Genomic DNA, 15,102 nt, shown 5'->3' with positions numbered 1-15,102 from the left:
GCCGCCGTCCACTCGGCGCCCGATGGCGGGTGCTCCCGCGAGGACTTCGCGTGCCGTCGGTCGACGGGCTCTCGGCCGAAACCGCGGGGCGGGGCGAGGGTGGTGGGAGGGTACGGTCGGGGGTCATGGAGATTTGGATCAATCCCGCGTGTTCGAAGTGTCGGTCGGCGCTGTCGCTGCTGGATGCGGAAGGGGCCGAGTACACCGTGCGGCGCTATCTGGAGGAGCCGCCGACGGCGGCCGAGCTGGAGGGCGTGTTGGCCCGTCTGGGACTGGAGCCGTGGGAGATCGCGCGTACCGGAGAGGCGATCGCGGGCGAACTGGGCATGCGGACCTGGGCCCGGGAGGAGGCCGAACGGGGCCGCTGGATCGCCGCGTTGGCGGAGCACCCGATCCTGATCCAACGGCCGATCATCACCGCCGACGACGGTAGCGCCGTGGTCGCCCGCACTCCCGAGGCGGTCCGCTCGGTCCTCGACTGAGGGACCGAGGGACCGAGCGACATGGCGACCGAGCCCGAGTCCGAGCGGGGCCGCGACCCCGCCGCGGCCATCCGAATGCCGCACTCCGCTCGGCGATTGCCGGAACAGGCGGAAAAACCCGAGACATTCGTCCGATTAAAGGTGATTTGGCCGAATCGCCCAATATCTTGACGTCATGATCTTCTCGGTGGCCTCGTACTTCGTGGTCGCGGCGATCGCCCCGTGGCTGGTCCGACGCCTCGGGCGCAATGCCTTCCTCGTGCTCGCCGCCCTGGCGGTGGCGACCACGGGATGGGCACTGACCCGGGCCACCTCGGTGTTCGACGGCCGGCCCGTGGTCGAATCGCGCGAGTGGATTCCCCAGCAAGGTGTCTCCCTGGCGTTTCGCTGCGACGCGCTCGCGCTGCTCATGGTGTTCCTCGCGGCCGGCGTGGGGGTCCTGGTCCTGGTCTACTGCGCCCGCTACTTCGCCGCCGACGAGCCCGGGCTCGGCGCGTTCGCCGGGGTCCTGGTCGCGTTCGCCGGGGCGATGATCGGCCTGGTCACCACCGACGACCTGATCCTGCTGTACGTGTTCTGGGAGCTGACCACGGTCTTCTCCTACCTGCTGATCGGCCATCGCAGCGAACACCGCGGCTCGCGCCGGGCCGCGATGCAGGCGCTGACCATGACCACCTTCGGCGGCCTGGCGATGCTGGTCGGGCTGATCCTGCTCGGCCAGACGGCGGGCACCTACCTGCTCTCCGAAATCCTCGCCGCCCCGCCCGGCGGCACCCTCGTGACCACCGCCATCGTGCTGATCCTGGTCGGCGCGCTGGCCAAAGCGGCGATCGTGCCGTTCGGTTCCTGGCTGCCCGCGGCGATGGCGGCGCCCACCCCGGTCAGCGCCTACCTGCACGCCGCCGCGATGGTCAAGGCCGGTGTGTACCTGGTCGCCCGACTGGCCCCCGGCTTCGCCGAACTCGATCCGTGGCGACCGATCGTGCTGATCGCCGGCTGTGCCACGCTGCTCCTGGCCGGCTGGCGGGCGCTGCGCGAGGACGACCTCAAGCGGGTGCTCGCCTATGGCACGGTCAGCCAACTCGGCCTGCTGACCGCGGTCACCGGCGCGGGCAACCGGGACGCGGCGCTCGCCGGCATCGCGATGCTGATCGCCCATGCCCTGTTCAAGGCCACACTGTTCCTGGTGGTCGGCGTCGTCGACCACGCGGCCGGCACCCGGGACCTGCGCCGGCTCTCCGGTCTGGCCCGGACCATGCCGATCACGTGCCTGGCCGCGGTGGTGGCCGCGCTGTCCATGGCGGGGCTGCCGCCGACGGTCGGATTCGTCGCCAAGGAGGCGGTCTACGAGGCGTTCCTGCACCGGGGCCGTACCGACACCGTCGTGCTCGGCGTGCTGGTCGCCGGGTCCGCGCTGACCGCCGCGTACAGCCTGCGCTTCGTCTGGGGCGCCTTCGCCCGCAAACCCGGCGTGCCCACCACCCGGTGCGAGCCGGCGGGCGCACTACTGCTCGGCCCCGCCCTCCTGCTCGGCGCGGGTTGCCTCGCGCTCGGCCTCGCCGCAGGAGCGCTGGACCACTGGATCTCCTCGTACGCCGACCTGTTCCCGTCCACCGGGAGCGACTACCACCTGGCCCTGTGGCACGGCCCGGGCATCGCGCTGAACCTGTCCGCCGCCGCGATCTGCGTGGGCGTCGTGCTGTTCCTCGCCCGCGAGCCGGTGCTGCGCCTGCAGTCGGCCACCGCGCGGATCGAACCCTCGCGCCTGTACGACGCGCTCGTGCGCGGCGTGGACCGGAGTGCGCTGCAACTGACCGGCACCACCCAGCGCGGCTCGATGCCGGTCTACGTCGGGGTGATCCTGCTCAGCCTGATCGCGATCATCGCCGCGACCGCCCTGGGCAACCTCCCGCTGCCGTTCCCGCGTTCGCCGCGCTGGTCGGACTCGGCCGCCCAACTGGTGGTCTGCCTGCTCGTCATCGGCACCACGCTGATCGCCGCAGGCACCCGGGGCAGGCTGCCCGCGGTCCTCCTGGTCGGCGTCACCGGCTACGGCTGCGCGACCCTGTTCGTACTCCAGGGCGCCCCCGACCTCGCACTCACCCAGGGCCTGGTGGAGACGGTCAGCGTGGTGGTGTTCCTGCTGGTGCTGCGCCGACTGCCGCGCCGGTTCGGCGACACCACCCGGCCCGGTCGCCGGGTCGTGCACATCGTCCTGGGTGCGCTCACCGGTGCGGTGCTCGCGGGTGTCGCCGTCTCCGCGTTCGCCGCGCGGACCCGGCCACCGGTGTCCCGGGCGTTCGCCGCCGCGGCCGAGGAGGCGGGCGGCAAGGAGATCGTGAGCGTCCTGCTGGTGGACATCCGCGCGTGGGACACGATGGGCGAGATCGCCGTCCTGGCCGTTGCCGCGATCGGCGTGACCAGCCTGATCTTCGTCCGCCGCGACCGCGCCCTGCCCCGACTGGGCGACCGCGCCCCGGACCAGCCGGCGCGCGGCCCCCGGCCGGTCGCCGCCGAAACGCTGGTCCCCGAGCGGCGCACGGTGGTCTTCGAAATGGTCGCGCGCGTCGTGTTCCCGACCGTGCTCGTGTTGTCGCTGTACTTCCTCTTCAGCGGCCACTCCACGCCGGGCGGCGGCTTCGCGGGCGGCATCACCGCCGGGCTCGCGCTGCTGGTGCGCTATCTCGCCGGCGGACGGTACGAACTGGCCGAGGCCGCGCCGCTGCCCGCCGGTCGGCTCCTGGGCGCCGGACTGGTGATCGGCGCGGGGACCGGACTGGTCGGCCTGATCGCGGGCGGGTCGGCGCTGCGCAGCACGGTGATCGACGGCACGCTGCCGCCCTTCGGTGACGTACACATCGCCACCTCGGTGTTCTTCGACATCGGCGTCTACCTGCTCGTGGTCGGCCTCGTGCAGGACGTGCTGAGCGCGCTCGGCGCGGAGTTGGACCGACGCATCGAGCAGACCCGGGACCAGGACGCCGAGCGCACGGTGATCGTATGAAAAGCCCGACCCTGATCCTGGTACTGACCGCGGCCGTGCTGGTGAGCGTCGGGGTATACCTGGTGCTCGAACGCAGCCTGACCCGGGTGTTGCTCGGCGTGGTCCTGATCGGCAACGGCGCCAACCTGATCGTGCTCTCCGGTGGCGGTCGTGCGGGCGGCGCCCCCGTGCTCGGGGTGACGCTGCCGTCCGCGATGAACGACCCGCTCCCGCAGGCGATGGTGTTGACCGCGATCGTGATCACGCTCGCGGTGACCGCGTTCGTGCTGGCGATGGCGCACCGGCACTGGGAGCTGACCGGATCCGACGAGGTCCAGGACGACATCGAGGACCTGCGGGTGGTGCGCCGCGCCGAGCGCGGCGACCTGCGCGCCGAACACCGGCGACTGCGCCGCGAGTTGCGCAGGCAGACCAGGGAGCGCCGAGCGCTGGTGCGACGTCTGGGGGCACAGGCCCGGGCGAACTACGCCGCCGAGTGCCGGCGGCTGGGGGTGGGCCCACGGGGGCAGGGCGGTCGGCCGCAGGCGCAGCGGATCGCGCGCGAGCGCCGCGAGGAACTGCGACTGCGGCTGCGCGGGATCAAGTCCGAGCACCGTATCCAACAGGCCGAGCTGCGGGCCCGTTTCCGACGGGCCCGGCGCGCGTTGAACCGGCAGGCCTGGGCCGAACGGGCGGCCGTCGCCCGGGCGGACAGCGTGGTGGACGCCGTGCCCGACACCGAGTTTCCGCGCGACGTCGGCGACCCCGCCGGTCCCGAGCGGGATCGGAACGGGCCCGGTCGATGAACCATCTGGTGCCGCTCCCGGTCCTGCTGCCGCTGTTCGGCGCCGGGCTCAAACTGGCCATCGGTGGCCGACTGCCGCGCGGTCAGCGGCTGATCAGCGTCGGTGTGCTGACCGCCGTGCTCGGCGTGGCGATCGCACTCCTGGTGGCGGCCGATCGGGACGGCCCGGTGGTGGCCCGGGTGGCGGGGTGGCCGGCGCCGACCGGGATCGTGCTGGTGGCGGACCGGCTGTCGGCGCTGATGCTGGTGGTCTCCTGCGCGGTCACCCTGGGCGTGCTGGTCTATTCGATCGGCCAGGGCCGTGCGGACGAGGACGAGGCCACGCCGCTGTCGGTGTTCCACCCCACCTATCTGATCCTGGTCGCGGGAGTGGCGAACGCCTTTTTGGCGGGCGACCTGTTCAACCTGTACGTGGGCTTCGAGGTACTGCTCGCGGCCAGTTACGTGCTGTTGACCGTCGGCGGTACCGCCGCCCGGGTGCGCGCGGGCGCCGGCTACGTGGTGGTCGGCCTGCTGTCGTCGGTGGTGTTCCTGTCCGCGATCGCGATGGTGTACGCGGCGACCGGCACGGTCAATCTGGCCCAGCTCGCGGTGCGGCTGCCGGAGGTGGATCCCGGCGTGCAACTGGTCCTGGAATCGATGCTGCTGATCGGATTCGGGGTCAAGGCGGCGGTGTTCCCGCTGTCCGCGTGGTTGCCCGACTCGTACCCGACCGCGCCCGCGCCGGTGACCGCGGTGTTCGCCGGGCTGCTCACCAAGGTCGGTGTGTACGCGATCATCCGGGTGCAGACGCTGCTGTTCCCGGACGGGCGGCTGCGCGAACTGTTGCTCGTGGTGGCCGCGGCGACGATGATCATCGCCATCCTGGGCGCGATCGTGCAGAGCGACCTGAATCGGCTGTTGTCCTTCACACTGGTCAGCCACATCGGCTACATGGTCTTCGGGATCGCCCTCGCGAGCGCGGCGGGCATGGCCGGCACGGTGTTCTACGCGGTTCACCACATCACCGTGCAGACCTCGCTGTTCCTGGTCGCCGGGCTGATCGAGCGGCGCGGCGGAAGTACCGACCTGGGCCGATTGGGCGGGCTGGCGCGGATGTCGCCGGCGTTGGCGGTGTTGTTCTTCGTGCCCGCGATGAACCTGGGCGGGATCCCGCCGCTGTCCGGGTTCCTGGGCAAATGGCTGCTGCTGCGGGCGGGGGCGGAGATCGGCTCGTCGGCGGCCTACGTGCTGATCGGCGCCGCGGTGGCGACCAGCCTGTTGACGCTGTACGCGATGGCCCGGGTGTGGGGGCAGGTGTTCGGCAGCTCGCCGGACGCCTCGGGGGCGACCGCGTACTCCGTCGCCGCGAGTCTGAGCGGGCGCGATGTCGTGGCCACCAGCAGTGCGTTGCCGCGCGCGATGACGCTGGCGTCCGGTGCCCTGGTCGCGGTGGGCGTGGCCTATACCGTGCTGGCCGGCCCGCTCGTCGCGCTGACCGATCGCACGGGTGCCGAACTGGTGGGTCGAAGCGCCTATATCGAGGCCGTGCCGCTGCCCGGAGGGTTCGCCCGAGGAGCGAATCGGTGACCGTCGGCCGGATCCGGTCCCGGACCCGGCGCGTCTTGCCGCTGCCGGTGGGGTGGCTGACCGTGGTGTGGGTGGCGCTGTGGGGCACGCTGACCATCGCCAACGTGCTCACCGGGCTCGTGGTCGCGGTGCTGTTACAGGTGCTGCTCCCGCTGCCGCCGGCGCCCGGCCGGTTGGTGTTCCGGCCGTTCGGACTGGTCCGGTTCGTGGTCCGGTTCGCGCTCGATCTGGTGGTGTCCTCGCTGCGGGTCGCCTGGCAGGCGTTGTGGCCGGGGCGGTTGCCACGCAGTTCGGTGGTGGGCGTCGCGCTGGCCACGCGTTCGGATGTGTTGCTCACGCTGACCGTGCTCGCGCTGAACGTGATCCCCGGCAGCATCGTGGTCGAGATTCGTCGGGGTCGACCCACCATGTTGTTCATCCACGCCCTGGGCGCCGACACCCCTGCCTCGGTGGAGGCGGCTCGGCGGGCGGTGGTGCGTCTGGAGGCTCGGGTGGTCGCCGCGTTCGGCACCCGCGAGGAACGTGCCGTTTCGACCGGAACTTCCGGAGGTGGTCGATGAATCCGCTCGTCGGCGGAGCCGTGATCGTGCTGCTCGGCGCGGCCGCGGTGCTCGCGCTGATCCGGCTCGTACGCGGGCCCTCGACGTTGGATCGGGCGGTCGCGGTGGACATGCTGCTCGCGGTGGTGTTGGCCGCGGTCGCGGCGGAGGCCACCTTGAACCGGCACACCACGACCGTGCCGGTGCTGCTCGCCCTCGCCCTGGTCGGCTTCCTGGGTTCGGTGTCGATCGTGCGCTTCTCGGCGCGCGAGGGCGACTGACGTGCGGGCCGGCGAGTTCGCCGACGCCGCGTCCGCGGTGTGCCTGCTCACGGGCTGCGCGCTCGCGTTCGTGGCGGGCGTGGGGCTGCTGCGCTTCCCGGACACGCTGTCCCGGATGCACACGGTGGCCAAACCCCAGGTCCTGGGCCTGCTGCTGGTCACGCTCGGGTTGGGGCTGCGGCTGCGCAGCGGGATCGACATCGGGATGCTGGTGATGGTGGCGTTCTTCCAACTGACCACGGTCCCGGTGGCGACCCACCTGGTGGGGCACGCGGTCTATCGGCTGCCGCAACTGCCGACGGGGGACCTGGCCATCGACGAACTCGGCGACGGGGCCGACCCGAAGCGCTGAGAGTGGACCGGCCGGTGGGCGCGGTGCCGGTCAGCGCACCCGGTGGGCGCGGCTGATCCGGGACCACACGCGTCGATCGCACACACCGGCGGGGCGGCGGAAGGCGTCGTGGCCGATCGAGCGCAGCGGTCGGGTCTCCAGCCAACTGCGGTGCTCCGCGTCGGGATCCCAGGTCTTGGTCGGCAGTCGCACATAGCGGTCTCGGGTGCTCTGGTCCCGGCTGGTGATCTTGAGTACCTCGGCGCCGCGCGGGCCCACCCGGACCACCAGGCATGGGCGGTCCTTGGCCTCGTCGCCTTCGTCGAAGGGCACCGAGGCCCACCAGATCTGGCCGGGGGCCGGGCGGGCCGAGCGGCCGAAGGGCACGGTCGGTGGCGCGGTGCGCGCTCGGCGGCGGCTCAGGAACCATGCGAGGGCGGCCACGGCGAGGACGACCGCGAGGGCCGGGACGAGGAACTTCATGACGCCTGTCTACCCGATCCGGGCGCGACGGCGGGAGGCCGAGGGTTGCGCCGGATCGTCATATTTCACTCCGATGCGTGAGGTTGACGGGTCGGAGTGGTGGATACCCGGGACGAGACAACCCTCGACCGAGGGCACGCCGGGGCCCGCGCGTCCGTCACCGATCCGCGGAGCAGCCGGGTCCGAGGCCCGTGACTCGGCGCGCCCGCACCCGGGTCGGCCGGGCCCGCGCCCGACCGCAGGGGCCGTCGCACGCGGCCGCCGGTTGGTGTCCGCGTCCACGCTTCCCGTCGCCCGCAGCCCGTTGCCCAGGAGGTCCGAGCCCATGGTCACGGCCCAGCCACAGCGGTACCTCTACCGCGACCACCCGGCCGAGTCGGCGGCGGATCGTCGGACGCTGATCGTCCCGGTGCACAACACCGGCGACCGGGCGATCCGGGTCGGGTCGCACTTCCACTTCTTCGAGGTCGACCCGACGCTCGCCTTCGACCGGGCGGCGACCTTCGGGATGCGGCCCAACATCGCGGCGGGTACCTCGATCCGGTTCGAGCCGGGCGCCACCCGGCAGGTGGAACTGCGCCCGTTCGCGGGCTCGGGACGCCTGGTCGGTTGCTCCGAGTTGCCGCACGGCGGCGGCGGCGCCGCACAGCGGGCGGCCCGGCTGGGGGCCACGCTGCGCGCGATCGAACACGGCCTGCGGGAGGCGCATGCGCGGGCCGGACGGATCGATTCGGACGCACCGGCGCCCGCCGCAGGCGCGGCGCAACCCCCGGCCGGCCGGGCGGGCCGACCCGCCGGCCGCCCGGTCCGGAACAAGCCGGGTACTCGGCCGCCGACCAAGCCGGGGTCCGCGCCGGGCGCCGCGGGAAAGGGCCCGCGCTGACGACGATTTCCCGTCCCGCCCCGTCATCGGCCACCGCGGCAGCGCCCCGGGACCCGGCGCCGGGGACCGTCGTTTCGTGTGCTCGGCGATCAGCTCCGGTGCGGGTAGGTCATGCCGATCCCGAGCGTGGACTGCATCGGCAGCAGGCCGGTGCCGATCGTGTCCATCACGGCGGGCAGGATCAGGTCGGCCAGTCGGGCCGCCTCGGCGGCGCCGATGGATTCCCACGGCCCGGCGGCGAGTTCGTCGGTGAGCGCCTCGACCGAGTCGCGGCCGGTCCGGCCCGCCTCGGTGGCGGTGCCGTCGGCGTTCAGCCAGCCTCGGGCGACCAGGCGCTCGCGCGCCGCGTCCCACTCGTCGGCGGTCCACTGCCGGCTGGCGAACACCTCGGCCGGAGCCGCACCGGCGGCACTGTGCGAGACCAGTGCCTCGACGCCGTCCAGGCGGTGCGCCACCAGGGCCGCGATGTGGCCGTCGCCCCGGTGTTCGCGCAGCCGGGTGATCGCCTGCCACAACACCAGGTGCGGCTCGTCGGCCCACGGGAGCGCGGCGTGCGCGGCGGCCAGCGGACGGCCCACGGTGTCTGCGGCCTCGGCCACTGTGCGGGTCAGCGCGGCGGCCTCGGCGATCTCCGGCGCGTACACCCGCTCGCCGAGCGCCCAGCGCAGCGTCGCGTCCGCCGCGCGCAGCCGGGCCGCGAGTACGGCGGTCGGATCAGCGATCGACCAGACCCGCGGGACGTACCGGGCGACCATCGCCGGGCTGAAGCTGTAGAAGGTCGAGGTGACCAGCTCGGCGGAGGCCGCGCCGAGCGCCGCGGCCCGCATCGCGAAGTACGCCGGCCATCGCTCGTCCACCGCGTAGCCCAGCGCCGCAGCCTCCTCGAACATCTGCGGCGAGTAGTAGTTCAACGCGTGCAACGGCTCCAGGGTCTGCCACATCCGGCGGGCCGGGCCGGCGTCAAGGGTCTCGTTCGTCGCACTCATGTCCTGTCCCCTTTTGTTTCCTCGGCGCGGTCCGGCCCGTCGTCGTGCATCCGTGCGGCCGCTCCCGTGTCGCCGTATCCGGCGTAACTTGTCACTGGCAAGATTGCGCTCGTGCCGCAAACTTGTCAATGCCTAGATCCCGGGTAACATCCATCCATGACCACCGGACGCCCCTATCACCACGGCGACCTGCGCCGCGCCGTGCTCACCGCCGCGCTCGATGTGGTGGCCTCGGACGGGATCGGCGCGATCAGCCTGCGCGACCTGGCCCGCCGCGCGGGTGTGTCGCACGCGGCCCCCGCGCACCACTTCGGCGACAAGACCGGGTTGCTGACCGCGATCGCCGCCGAGGGCTACGGGCTGCTCGCCGACACCCTCGCCGAGGTCGCCCCCGGCGACCTGGACGCACTGCGTGAACTCGGCGTGCGGTACGTGCGCTTCGCGCTCGCGCATCGCGCGCACTTCGAGGTGATGAACCGCCCGCACGCGGTCGACGGCACGGACCCGGAGTTGCTGCGCCAACGGGCCCGGGCCGGTGCGTCGCTGCGCGGCGGAGTCGCGGGGGTGCCGGCCGAGCGCCGGGGTGATCCGGACCAGGCGGTGCTCGCCGCGTGGTCACTCGCGCACGGCTACGCCACCCTGTGCCTGTCCGGTGGGATCCCCGAGGCCGCCGATCCGGACGGCACCTTCCGGGCGCTGGCGGGCATGTTGTTCTCCGGGCCCGTGGCCGGGTGATGGCGGGGTGGGACGCGACACCGCGCGCCTCGCTCGGCCCGGAAGTGCGCCCCGACCGCCCGGAAGGAACGATTCGGGCGCCGGTGCGCACGCCGACCCGGGCGGCATGCCCCACGACCGGTGAGCCCGCACCGCCGCCCACCGAGCCGGTGGGCGGGTCGGCGCGACGGCGCGATCGGTGCCGACCCGATCCGGCTACCGGGCCCGGTCCGGCCGGTCCCGGAGCAACGCCAGGCCCGCCGCGCACTGGGAGTGCAGCGGGGTCGGCAGGGCGTCGGGGGCGAACCATTCCAGTGCGTCGAACTTGTGCGGCTCACCGATGGCGACCCGCGCCGGATCGACCTCGACCGCGAACACCACCGCGACCCAGTGCGATTCGACCGGGTCACCGCGCAGCACGTTGCGCACCCCGATCGTCTCGATCGACAACGGCTCGGTCGAGTACTCCTCGCGCACCTCGCGAGCCACCGCGCTCTCGAACGTCTCGCCCCACTCCAACGCCCCCGCACCGGTGTCCCAGGTGCCGGCCTCGTCCCGGGCCGCCGCCGATCGGCGGGCCAACAACACCCGCCCGGTCCCGTCGTGGCAGATGAAGACGCAGGACACGGACGGGCCGGTCGGCCGGTTCGTCGCCATCAGAAGTGCTTCAGCAGCTCGGGGAACGCGTTCAGCGTCAGCACCCGATCGTCGTGCGGGTCCAGCTCGCTCTGTTCCAGGACCCAGGTGTGCGCGTTCGGGATGAACACCGCGCCCAGCCCCGCACCGCGCGCGGGCAGGATGTCCGACTTGGGGGAGTTGCCGATCATCCAGGTCGTCTCCGGCGCCAGCCCGTGCGCGCGGGTGAGCTCGACGTAGGCGTCGACGCCCTTCTCCGGCACGATGTGCACGCTGCCGAAGTGGTGCGCCAGCGCGGACGCGTCGATCTTGCGCTGCTGCTCCTCGGTGTCGCCCTTGGTGAGCAGCATCAGGTCGTGGCGCGCGCCGAGCGTGGTGAGGGTCTCGACGACGCCGGGCACCAGTTCCACCCGGTTCTCCACGAGCGCGACCGCGAGCTGCTCGATGTGCCGCAGCTCCGCCTCGGTGGCCGGCCGCGCGTGCAGCCGCTCCAGCGCCTCGCCCAGACTGCGCAGGAACATCTTGCTGCCGTACCCGTGCGTGATCGCGTTCGCGGCCTCGATGTCGTTGAGGATCGCGCGGATCTCGGTCCGGTTCAACGTGGGGTGGTCGAGCCAGTCGAGCCAGTCGTCGATGACCCGTTCGAACAGGACGTTGTTCTCCCACAACGTGTCGTCGGCGTCGAATATCAGGACCTGACGCGGGAGGCCCGTCGGCGTGTGCATGGTTCGTTTCGTCTCTGTCCGCTCGGCGACACTGGCCGTTCATCCTAGGACGGGCCGTCGGCCGTGCTCATCGGGTTTTCCGACCGCTCCGTGCGGCGCGCGGATTCGTCGAGCAGCTCGCGGGCGCGGCGCGCGGCCTCGGCGACGAGCGACTCCAGCGTGCCCGCCGGGATCCCGGGCGGAGGTGTGATGCGCATCGGCGAGACGGCGTCCGACACCGGCGGCGGGTCGGCGGGCAACGGGTCGGCCGGGCGGTACGCCTCCCGGGCGGCGACCCCGGCCTCGGGCGCGTGGGCCGGCGACCCGGGCGCCCGAGGGCCCGGGTCGCACTCGCGCAGGCCGTCCAGGAACGCCCGTTCGTCCCGCCCGCGCAGCAGCAACAGTACGAAGGGGTCCGCGTCCAACAGCCAGGCCGCCTGGTAGCACAGCGCGGCGGCATGTCGGCAGGGCAGCTCCCAGTCCGGGCAGTCGCAATCCGGATCCAGGTCGCCCATGCCCGGCAGCAGCCGTACATCCGTGTCCTCGGCCGCCGTCACCAGGTCCTGCGGCATGTCCCGGTCCAAAAGCGCGGCCAGGTACCCGGACCTGGCGGCCACCTGGCCCAGGAAGCGAGCCCACTGCGCATCGGTGAGCCGCTCGATGCGCACCACCGTCTCGCACTGCGACCCGTCCGCGTCGTGCACGGACGCGGCGATGCGGCCCGGGCTCACGGTGATCGGGCCGACCCGGCCGGTGTCGGCGTACGCGCGGCCCTTGCGCAGCGGCTCGCCGGAGAGCGCGGCGTCCTCCAGGGCATCGGTCCAGGCGCGGCCCCACCAGGTCCGCCCCCGGGCGCCGCGCGATGTGCGCGGGGTGAACGCGGGGAAGGCGCGGGCCGGTTCCGCGGTCATCGGGTGCTCCTCAGCTCGACCAGGTTCGCGAGTTCGGTGTCGGAGAGTTCGGTCAGCGCGGCCTCGCCGCCGGTGAGCACCGAGTCGGCCAGCGCGCGCTTGTCGCGCAACATCGCGGCGATCCGGTCCTCGATGGTGCCCTCGGCGATGAACCGGTGCACCTGGACCGGCCGGGTCTGTCCGATCCGGTACGCGCGATCGGTGGCCTGCTCCTCGACCGCCGGGTTCCACCAGCGGTCGTAGTGCACGACATGATCGGCACGGGTGAGGTTGAGCCCGGTGCCGGCGGCCTTGAGCGAGAGCAGGAACACCGGTACCGCGCCGTCCTGGAAGCGGGCGACCAGTGCGTCGCGGCGAGCCGGTGCGGTGCCGCCGTGCAGGAGTTGGTTGCCGATGCCCCGGGCGTCGAGGTGCCTGGCCAGCAGCCGGGCCATCGTGACGTACTGGGTGAAGACCAGGACCGAGCCGTCCTCGGCGAGGATCGTGTCGAGCAGCTCGTCGAGCAGTTCGAGCTTGCCGGAGCGACCGTCCAGGCGCGGCTCGCTCTCCTTGAGGTATTGCGCCGGATGGTTGCAGATCTGCTTGAGTCCGGTGAGCAGGCCCACGATCCGTCCGCGCCGGGCCATGCCCTTGCTGTCCCGCAGTTCGTCCATCGCCTCGCGCACCGCAGCCTCGTACAGGCCGGCCTGCTCGCGGGTGAGCGACACGGGCTGGTCGGTCTCGGTCTTGGCGGGCAGCTCCGGCGCGATACCGGGGTCGGACTTGCGTCGGCGGAGCAGAAACGGCGCGATCAGCCGGCTCAGCCGCTCCGCCGTGGGGCCGTCCCGGTCGGCCTCCACCGGCTTGACCCAGCGGCGGCGGAACGCGGCGAGGCCGCCGAGCAGGCCGGGTGTGGTCCAGTCGAGGATCGCCCACAGCTCGGACAGCCGGTTCTCCACCGGCGTGCCGGTGAGCGCGATCCTGGCCTGCGCGGGAATCGTGCGCAGGGCCTTGGCGGTGCCCGAGGTGTGGTTCTTGACGTGCTGCGCCTCGTCCGCGACCACCAGGCCCCACGGCACCTCGGCCAGCCTGGCCCGGTCCAGGCGCATCGTGCCGTAGGTGGTGAGTACGAAGCCGTCGGCGAGGTCGTCGAGGGTGCGCGCAGCGCCGTGGAAGCGGCGCACCGGGGTGCCGGGTGCGAAGCGTTCGATCTCCCGCTGCCAGTTGCCCAGCAGCGACGCCGGGCACACCACCAGGGTCGGCGCCGGGCCGGCCGGGTCGGCGGCGTCGAGCGACGCGGCCCGACGGTGCAGGTGCAGCGCGATCAGCGTGACGGTCTTGCCCAGGCCCATGTCGTCGGCCAGGCACCCGCCCAGGCCCAGCGAGGTCATCCGGTCCAGCCAGCGCAGGCCGCGCAGTTGGTAGTCGCGCAGGGTCGCGGCCAGCGCGTCCGGCGCGGCGATCGGCTCGCGACCGCCGTCCGGATCGGCGAGCCGCTCGCGCAGTTCGTCCAGCCAGGCCGAGGTGCCCACCTCGACGCGTTTGCCGGCCACCTCGATGCCGCCGGTCAGGGCGGCGGTCAGTGCCTCGATCGGGGTGAGCGGCTTGATCGAGCGGTTGCGGGCCTTGGCGATCAGGGCCGGGTCGACCAGCACCCACCGGTCGCGCAGTCGCACCACGGGGCGCTGCGATTCGGCCAGCGCGTCCATCTCGACGGCGGTCAACGGGTGCTTGCCCAGGGCGAGTTGCCAGTCGAAGCCGAGCGGGGTGTCACCGCCGAGGAAGGCGCGCAGGTCGCCGGGCGCCCGATCGTGCGCGCCGACCACGGCCTTGGCGGTGAGATCGCGCACCAGGTCGCGCGGCCAGTGCACCTCGACCCCCGCCGCGGCCAGCCGCGCGCCGGCGGCGCCGAGCAGCGCGCCGAGGTCGTCGTCGCCGACCACCACCCGGTCCGGGACGCCGGCGTTCAGCAGCGGCTCCAGCGCGGGCCACACCCGAGCGGCCCGGCGCAGCGCGAGCAACACGGCCGGCCGTGCTCGTTCGCCGAATCGCGGGTCGGTGCCGGTCCACAACGTGTCCGCGTCGATCACCGCGGTCGGATCGGCGAGCGAGTGCACCTGAACGATCGCCCGAAACGGCGCGTGCTCGACGTCGTACGTCTCCAGCCGCAGCGAGATCCGGACGCCGGTGTCGATCTCGGCGGCGACCCGATCCGACCACGAGCGCAACTCGGGCAGCCGCCGCGGGGCGGTGCCGGCGAACGCGGCGGTCTCGCCGGCGCCGGTCGCGGGGGCGGTGCGGGACGCGGCGGCGGTGCGCGGCATGGTGTCGGCGACCGCGTCCAGGAAGGCACGGATCAGCGGCGCCGCCTCCGGGAGCAGCGCGCCGCCCGGGGCCGGCATCGCCCGGGCCTGGCCCGGCATCGCGTCGGCGAGCGCCCGCACCCGCTCCACGTCGGCGGCGTCCAGGGGGCCGGCCCGCCAGGCGTCGTGGTCACCGGGGGAGAGCCCGGGCAACATCCGGCCGCGGGCGACCAGTTGCAGGGCGAGCACGGTGGCGGCGCCCCAGAACGCGGCGGCCGGGTGGGCGTCCGCGGAGCGGCGGGCCCGGGAGAGCAGCCGGACCGCGTCGGCGACCGGCACCAGGACGGCGGGATGGGTCTGCTCGATGCCGTCGGCGTCGAGCACGGTGACGGTATCGGTGCCGGTCGGGTGCGGCCAGAAGGCGACGGTGCCGGCACGGGGCGGGTCGGCCGGCGCGAAGGTGGCGGCGTGTCGGATCAGGTCGGTCGGGACGTGCGTGCCACGGGTACCGAT

At 73.2% G+C, this 15,102-nt stretch carries 15 protein-coding genes; 9 read left to right on the top strand and 6 right to left on the bottom strand.

What is annotated here, in order from left to right; genetic code table 11:
* Positions 1 to 125: 125 nt before the first annotated feature.
* The 7 genes from A3IC_RS0102460 (at position 126) to A3IC_RS0102430 (ending at position 7,011) form a co-directional block, all read left to right on the top strand.
* Positions 126 to 482, top strand: coding sequence for an arsenate reductase family protein (locus tag A3IC_RS0102460; RefSeq protein ID WP_020548475.1), 357 nt, complete (start codon positions 126 to 128; stop codon positions 480 to 482).
* A 175-nt stretch (positions 483 to 657) separates the two neighbouring features.
* Positions 658 to 3,486: a Na+/H+ antiporter subunit A gene (locus tag A3IC_RS0102455; RefSeq protein ID WP_020548474.1), complete on the top strand. Its 2,829-nt coding sequence runs from the start codon at positions 658 to 660 to the stop codon at positions 3,484 to 3,486.
* Positions 3,483 to 4,271 (top strand): Na(+)/H(+) antiporter subunit C, encoded by a 789-nt coding sequence (locus A3IC_RS69950; protein WP_020548473.1) that lies wholly within the window; start codon positions 3,483 to 3,485, stop codon positions 4,269 to 4,271. Before A3IC_RS0102455 ends, A3IC_RS69950 begins: the two co-directional genes overlap by 4 nt.
* Positions 4,268 to 5,839: a Na+/H+ antiporter subunit D gene (locus A3IC_RS0102445; protein ID WP_020548472.1), complete on the top strand. Its 1,572-nt coding sequence runs from the start codon at positions 4,268 to 4,270 to the stop codon at positions 5,837 to 5,839. Before A3IC_RS69950 ends, A3IC_RS0102445 begins: the two co-directional genes overlap by 4 nt.
* Complete coding sequence (locus tag A3IC_RS0102440) at positions 5,836 to 6,399, top strand: Na+/H+ antiporter subunit E (protein ID WP_020548471.1); 564 nt, start codon at positions 5,836 to 5,838, stop codon at positions 6,397 to 6,399. Before A3IC_RS0102445 ends, A3IC_RS0102440 begins: the two co-directional genes overlap by 4 nt.
* The gene (locus A3IC_RS0102435) at positions 6,396 to 6,659 is read left to right on the top strand and encodes an MrpF/PhaF family protein (protein ID WP_020548470.1); all 264 of its coding nucleotides are present in this window, start codon (positions 6,396 to 6,398) and stop codon (positions 6,657 to 6,659) included. Before A3IC_RS0102440 ends, A3IC_RS0102435 begins: the two co-directional genes overlap by 4 nt.
* Before the next feature lies 1 nt (position 6,660).
* Complete coding sequence (locus tag A3IC_RS0102430; protein ID WP_020548469.1) at positions 6,661 to 7,011, top strand: cation:proton antiporter; 351 nt, start codon at positions 6,661 to 6,663, stop codon at positions 7,009 to 7,011.
* Between the two features lie 30 nt (positions 7,012 to 7,041).
* On the opposite strand, the gene A3IC_RS0102425 is transcribed toward A3IC_RS0102430, so the two are convergent.
* Positions 7,042 to 7,473, bottom strand: a complete 432-nt coding sequence (locus tag A3IC_RS0102425) for a type II toxin-antitoxin system PemK/MazF family toxin (protein WP_020548468.1) — start codon at positions 7,471 to 7,473, stop codon at positions 7,042 to 7,044.
* A gap of 325 nt (positions 7,474 to 7,798) precedes the next feature.
* On the opposite strand from A3IC_RS0102425, the gene ureB reads away from it, so the two are divergent.
* Positions 7,799 to 8,356 carry an urease subunit beta gene (gene ureB, locus A3IC_RS52100; protein ID WP_020548467.1) on the top strand — a complete coding sequence of 186 codons (558 nt, stop codon included), beginning with the start codon at positions 7,799 to 7,801 and terminating at the stop codon, positions 8,354 to 8,356.
* A gap of 89 nt (positions 8,357 to 8,445) precedes the next feature.
* Here the strand turns inward: ureB and A3IC_RS0102415 are convergent, their stop codons facing one another.
* Positions 8,446 to 9,342, bottom strand: coding sequence for an SCO6745 family protein (locus A3IC_RS0102415; RefSeq protein WP_040876038.1), 897 nt, complete (start codon positions 9,340 to 9,342; stop codon positions 8,446 to 8,448).
* A 156-nt stretch (positions 9,343 to 9,498) separates the two neighbouring features.
* On the opposite strand from A3IC_RS0102415, the gene A3IC_RS0102410 reads away from it, so the two are divergent.
* Complete coding sequence (locus tag A3IC_RS0102410; protein WP_020548465.1) at positions 9,499 to 10,077, top strand: TetR/AcrR family transcriptional regulator; 579 nt, start codon at positions 9,499 to 9,501, stop codon at positions 10,075 to 10,077.
* 195 nt (positions 10,078 to 10,272) lie between these two features.
* Here the strand turns inward: A3IC_RS0102410 and A3IC_RS0102405 are convergent, their stop codons facing one another.
* Genes A3IC_RS0102405 through A3IC_RS0102390 form a run of 4 tightly spaced genes read right to left on the bottom strand, consistent with a single transcriptional unit; the run spans position 10,273 to position 14,973 of the window.
* Entirely contained in the window at positions 10,273 to 10,713 is a 441-nt protein-coding gene (locus A3IC_RS0102405) for an NUDIX domain-containing protein (RefSeq protein WP_020548464.1), read from the bottom strand.
* The gene (locus tag A3IC_RS0102400) at positions 10,713 to 11,417 is read right to left on the bottom strand and encodes an HAD family hydrolase (RefSeq protein WP_020548463.1); all 705 of its coding nucleotides are present in this window, start codon (positions 11,415 to 11,417) and stop codon (positions 10,713 to 10,715) included. The genes A3IC_RS0102405 and A3IC_RS0102400 overlap by 1 nt, the downstream gene beginning before the upstream one ends.
* A 44-nt stretch (positions 11,418 to 11,461) precedes the next feature.
* The gene (locus tag A3IC_RS0102395; protein ID WP_020548462.1) at positions 11,462 to 12,307 is read right to left on the bottom strand and encodes an SWIM zinc finger family protein; all 846 of its coding nucleotides are present in this window, start codon (positions 12,305 to 12,307) and stop codon (positions 11,462 to 11,464) included.
* Entirely contained in the window at positions 12,304 to 14,973 is a 2,670-nt protein-coding gene (locus A3IC_RS0102390; RefSeq protein WP_020548461.1) for a DEAD/DEAH box helicase, read from the bottom strand. Before A3IC_RS0102390 ends, A3IC_RS0102395 begins: the two co-directional genes overlap by 4 nt.
* Between the last annotated feature and the right edge of the window lie 129 nt (positions 14,974 to 15,102).

This window comes from Embleya scabrispora DSM 41855, assembly GCF_000372745.1.
Taxonomy (GTDB): Bacteria; Actinomycetota; Actinomycetes; order Streptomycetales; family Streptomycetaceae; genus Embleya; species Embleya scabrispora.
Note: the sequence above shows the minus strand (reverse complement) of the source record. Positions and strands in the feature narration are given on the sequence as shown.

Bases quoted from the DNA above. Each gene is read 5' to 3' on its own strand.
- A3IC_RS0102460 (WP_020548475.1), top strand. From the start codon at position 126: ATGGAGATTTGGATCAATCCCGCGTGTTCGAAGTGTCGGTCGGCGCTG.
- A3IC_RS0102455 (WP_020548474.1), top strand. From the start codon at position 658: ATGATCTTCTCGGTGGCCTCGTACTTCGTGGTCGCGGCGATCGCCCCG.
- A3IC_RS69950 (WP_020548473.1), top strand. From the start codon at position 3,483: ATGAAAAGCCCGACCCTGATCCTGGTACTGACCGCGGCCGTGCTGGTG.
- A3IC_RS0102445 (WP_020548472.1), top strand. From the start codon at position 4,268: ATGAACCATCTGGTGCCGCTCCCGGTCCTGCTGCCGCTGTTCGGCGCC.
- A3IC_RS0102435 (WP_020548470.1), top strand. From the start codon at position 6,396: ATGAATCCGCTCGTCGGCGGAGCCGTGATCGTGCTGCTCGGCGCGGCC.
- A3IC_RS0102425 (WP_020548468.1), bottom strand. From the start codon at position 7,473: ATGAAGTTCCTCGTCCCGGCCCTCGCGGTCGTCCTCGCCGTGGCCGCC.
- ureB (WP_020548467.1), top strand. From the start codon at position 7,799: ATGGTCACGGCCCAGCCACAGCGGTACCTCTACCGCGACCACCCGGCC.
- A3IC_RS0102415 (WP_040876038.1), bottom strand. From the start codon at position 9,342: ATGAGTGCGACGAACGAGACCCTTGACGCCGGCCCGGCCCGCCGGATG.
- A3IC_RS0102410 (WP_020548465.1), top strand. From the start codon at position 9,499: ATGACCACCGGACGCCCCTATCACCACGGCGACCTGCGCCGCGCCGTG.
- A3IC_RS0102405 (WP_020548464.1), bottom strand. From the start codon at position 10,713: ATGGCGACGAACCGGCCGACCGGCCCGTCCGTGTCCTGCGTCTTCATC.
- A3IC_RS0102400 (WP_020548463.1), bottom strand. From the start codon at position 11,417: ATGCACACGCCGACGGGCCTCCCGCGTCAGGTCCTGATATTCGACGCC.
- A3IC_RS0102395 (WP_020548462.1), bottom strand. From the start codon at position 12,307: ATGACCGCGGAACCGGCCCGCGCCTTCCCCGCGTTCACCCCGCGCACA.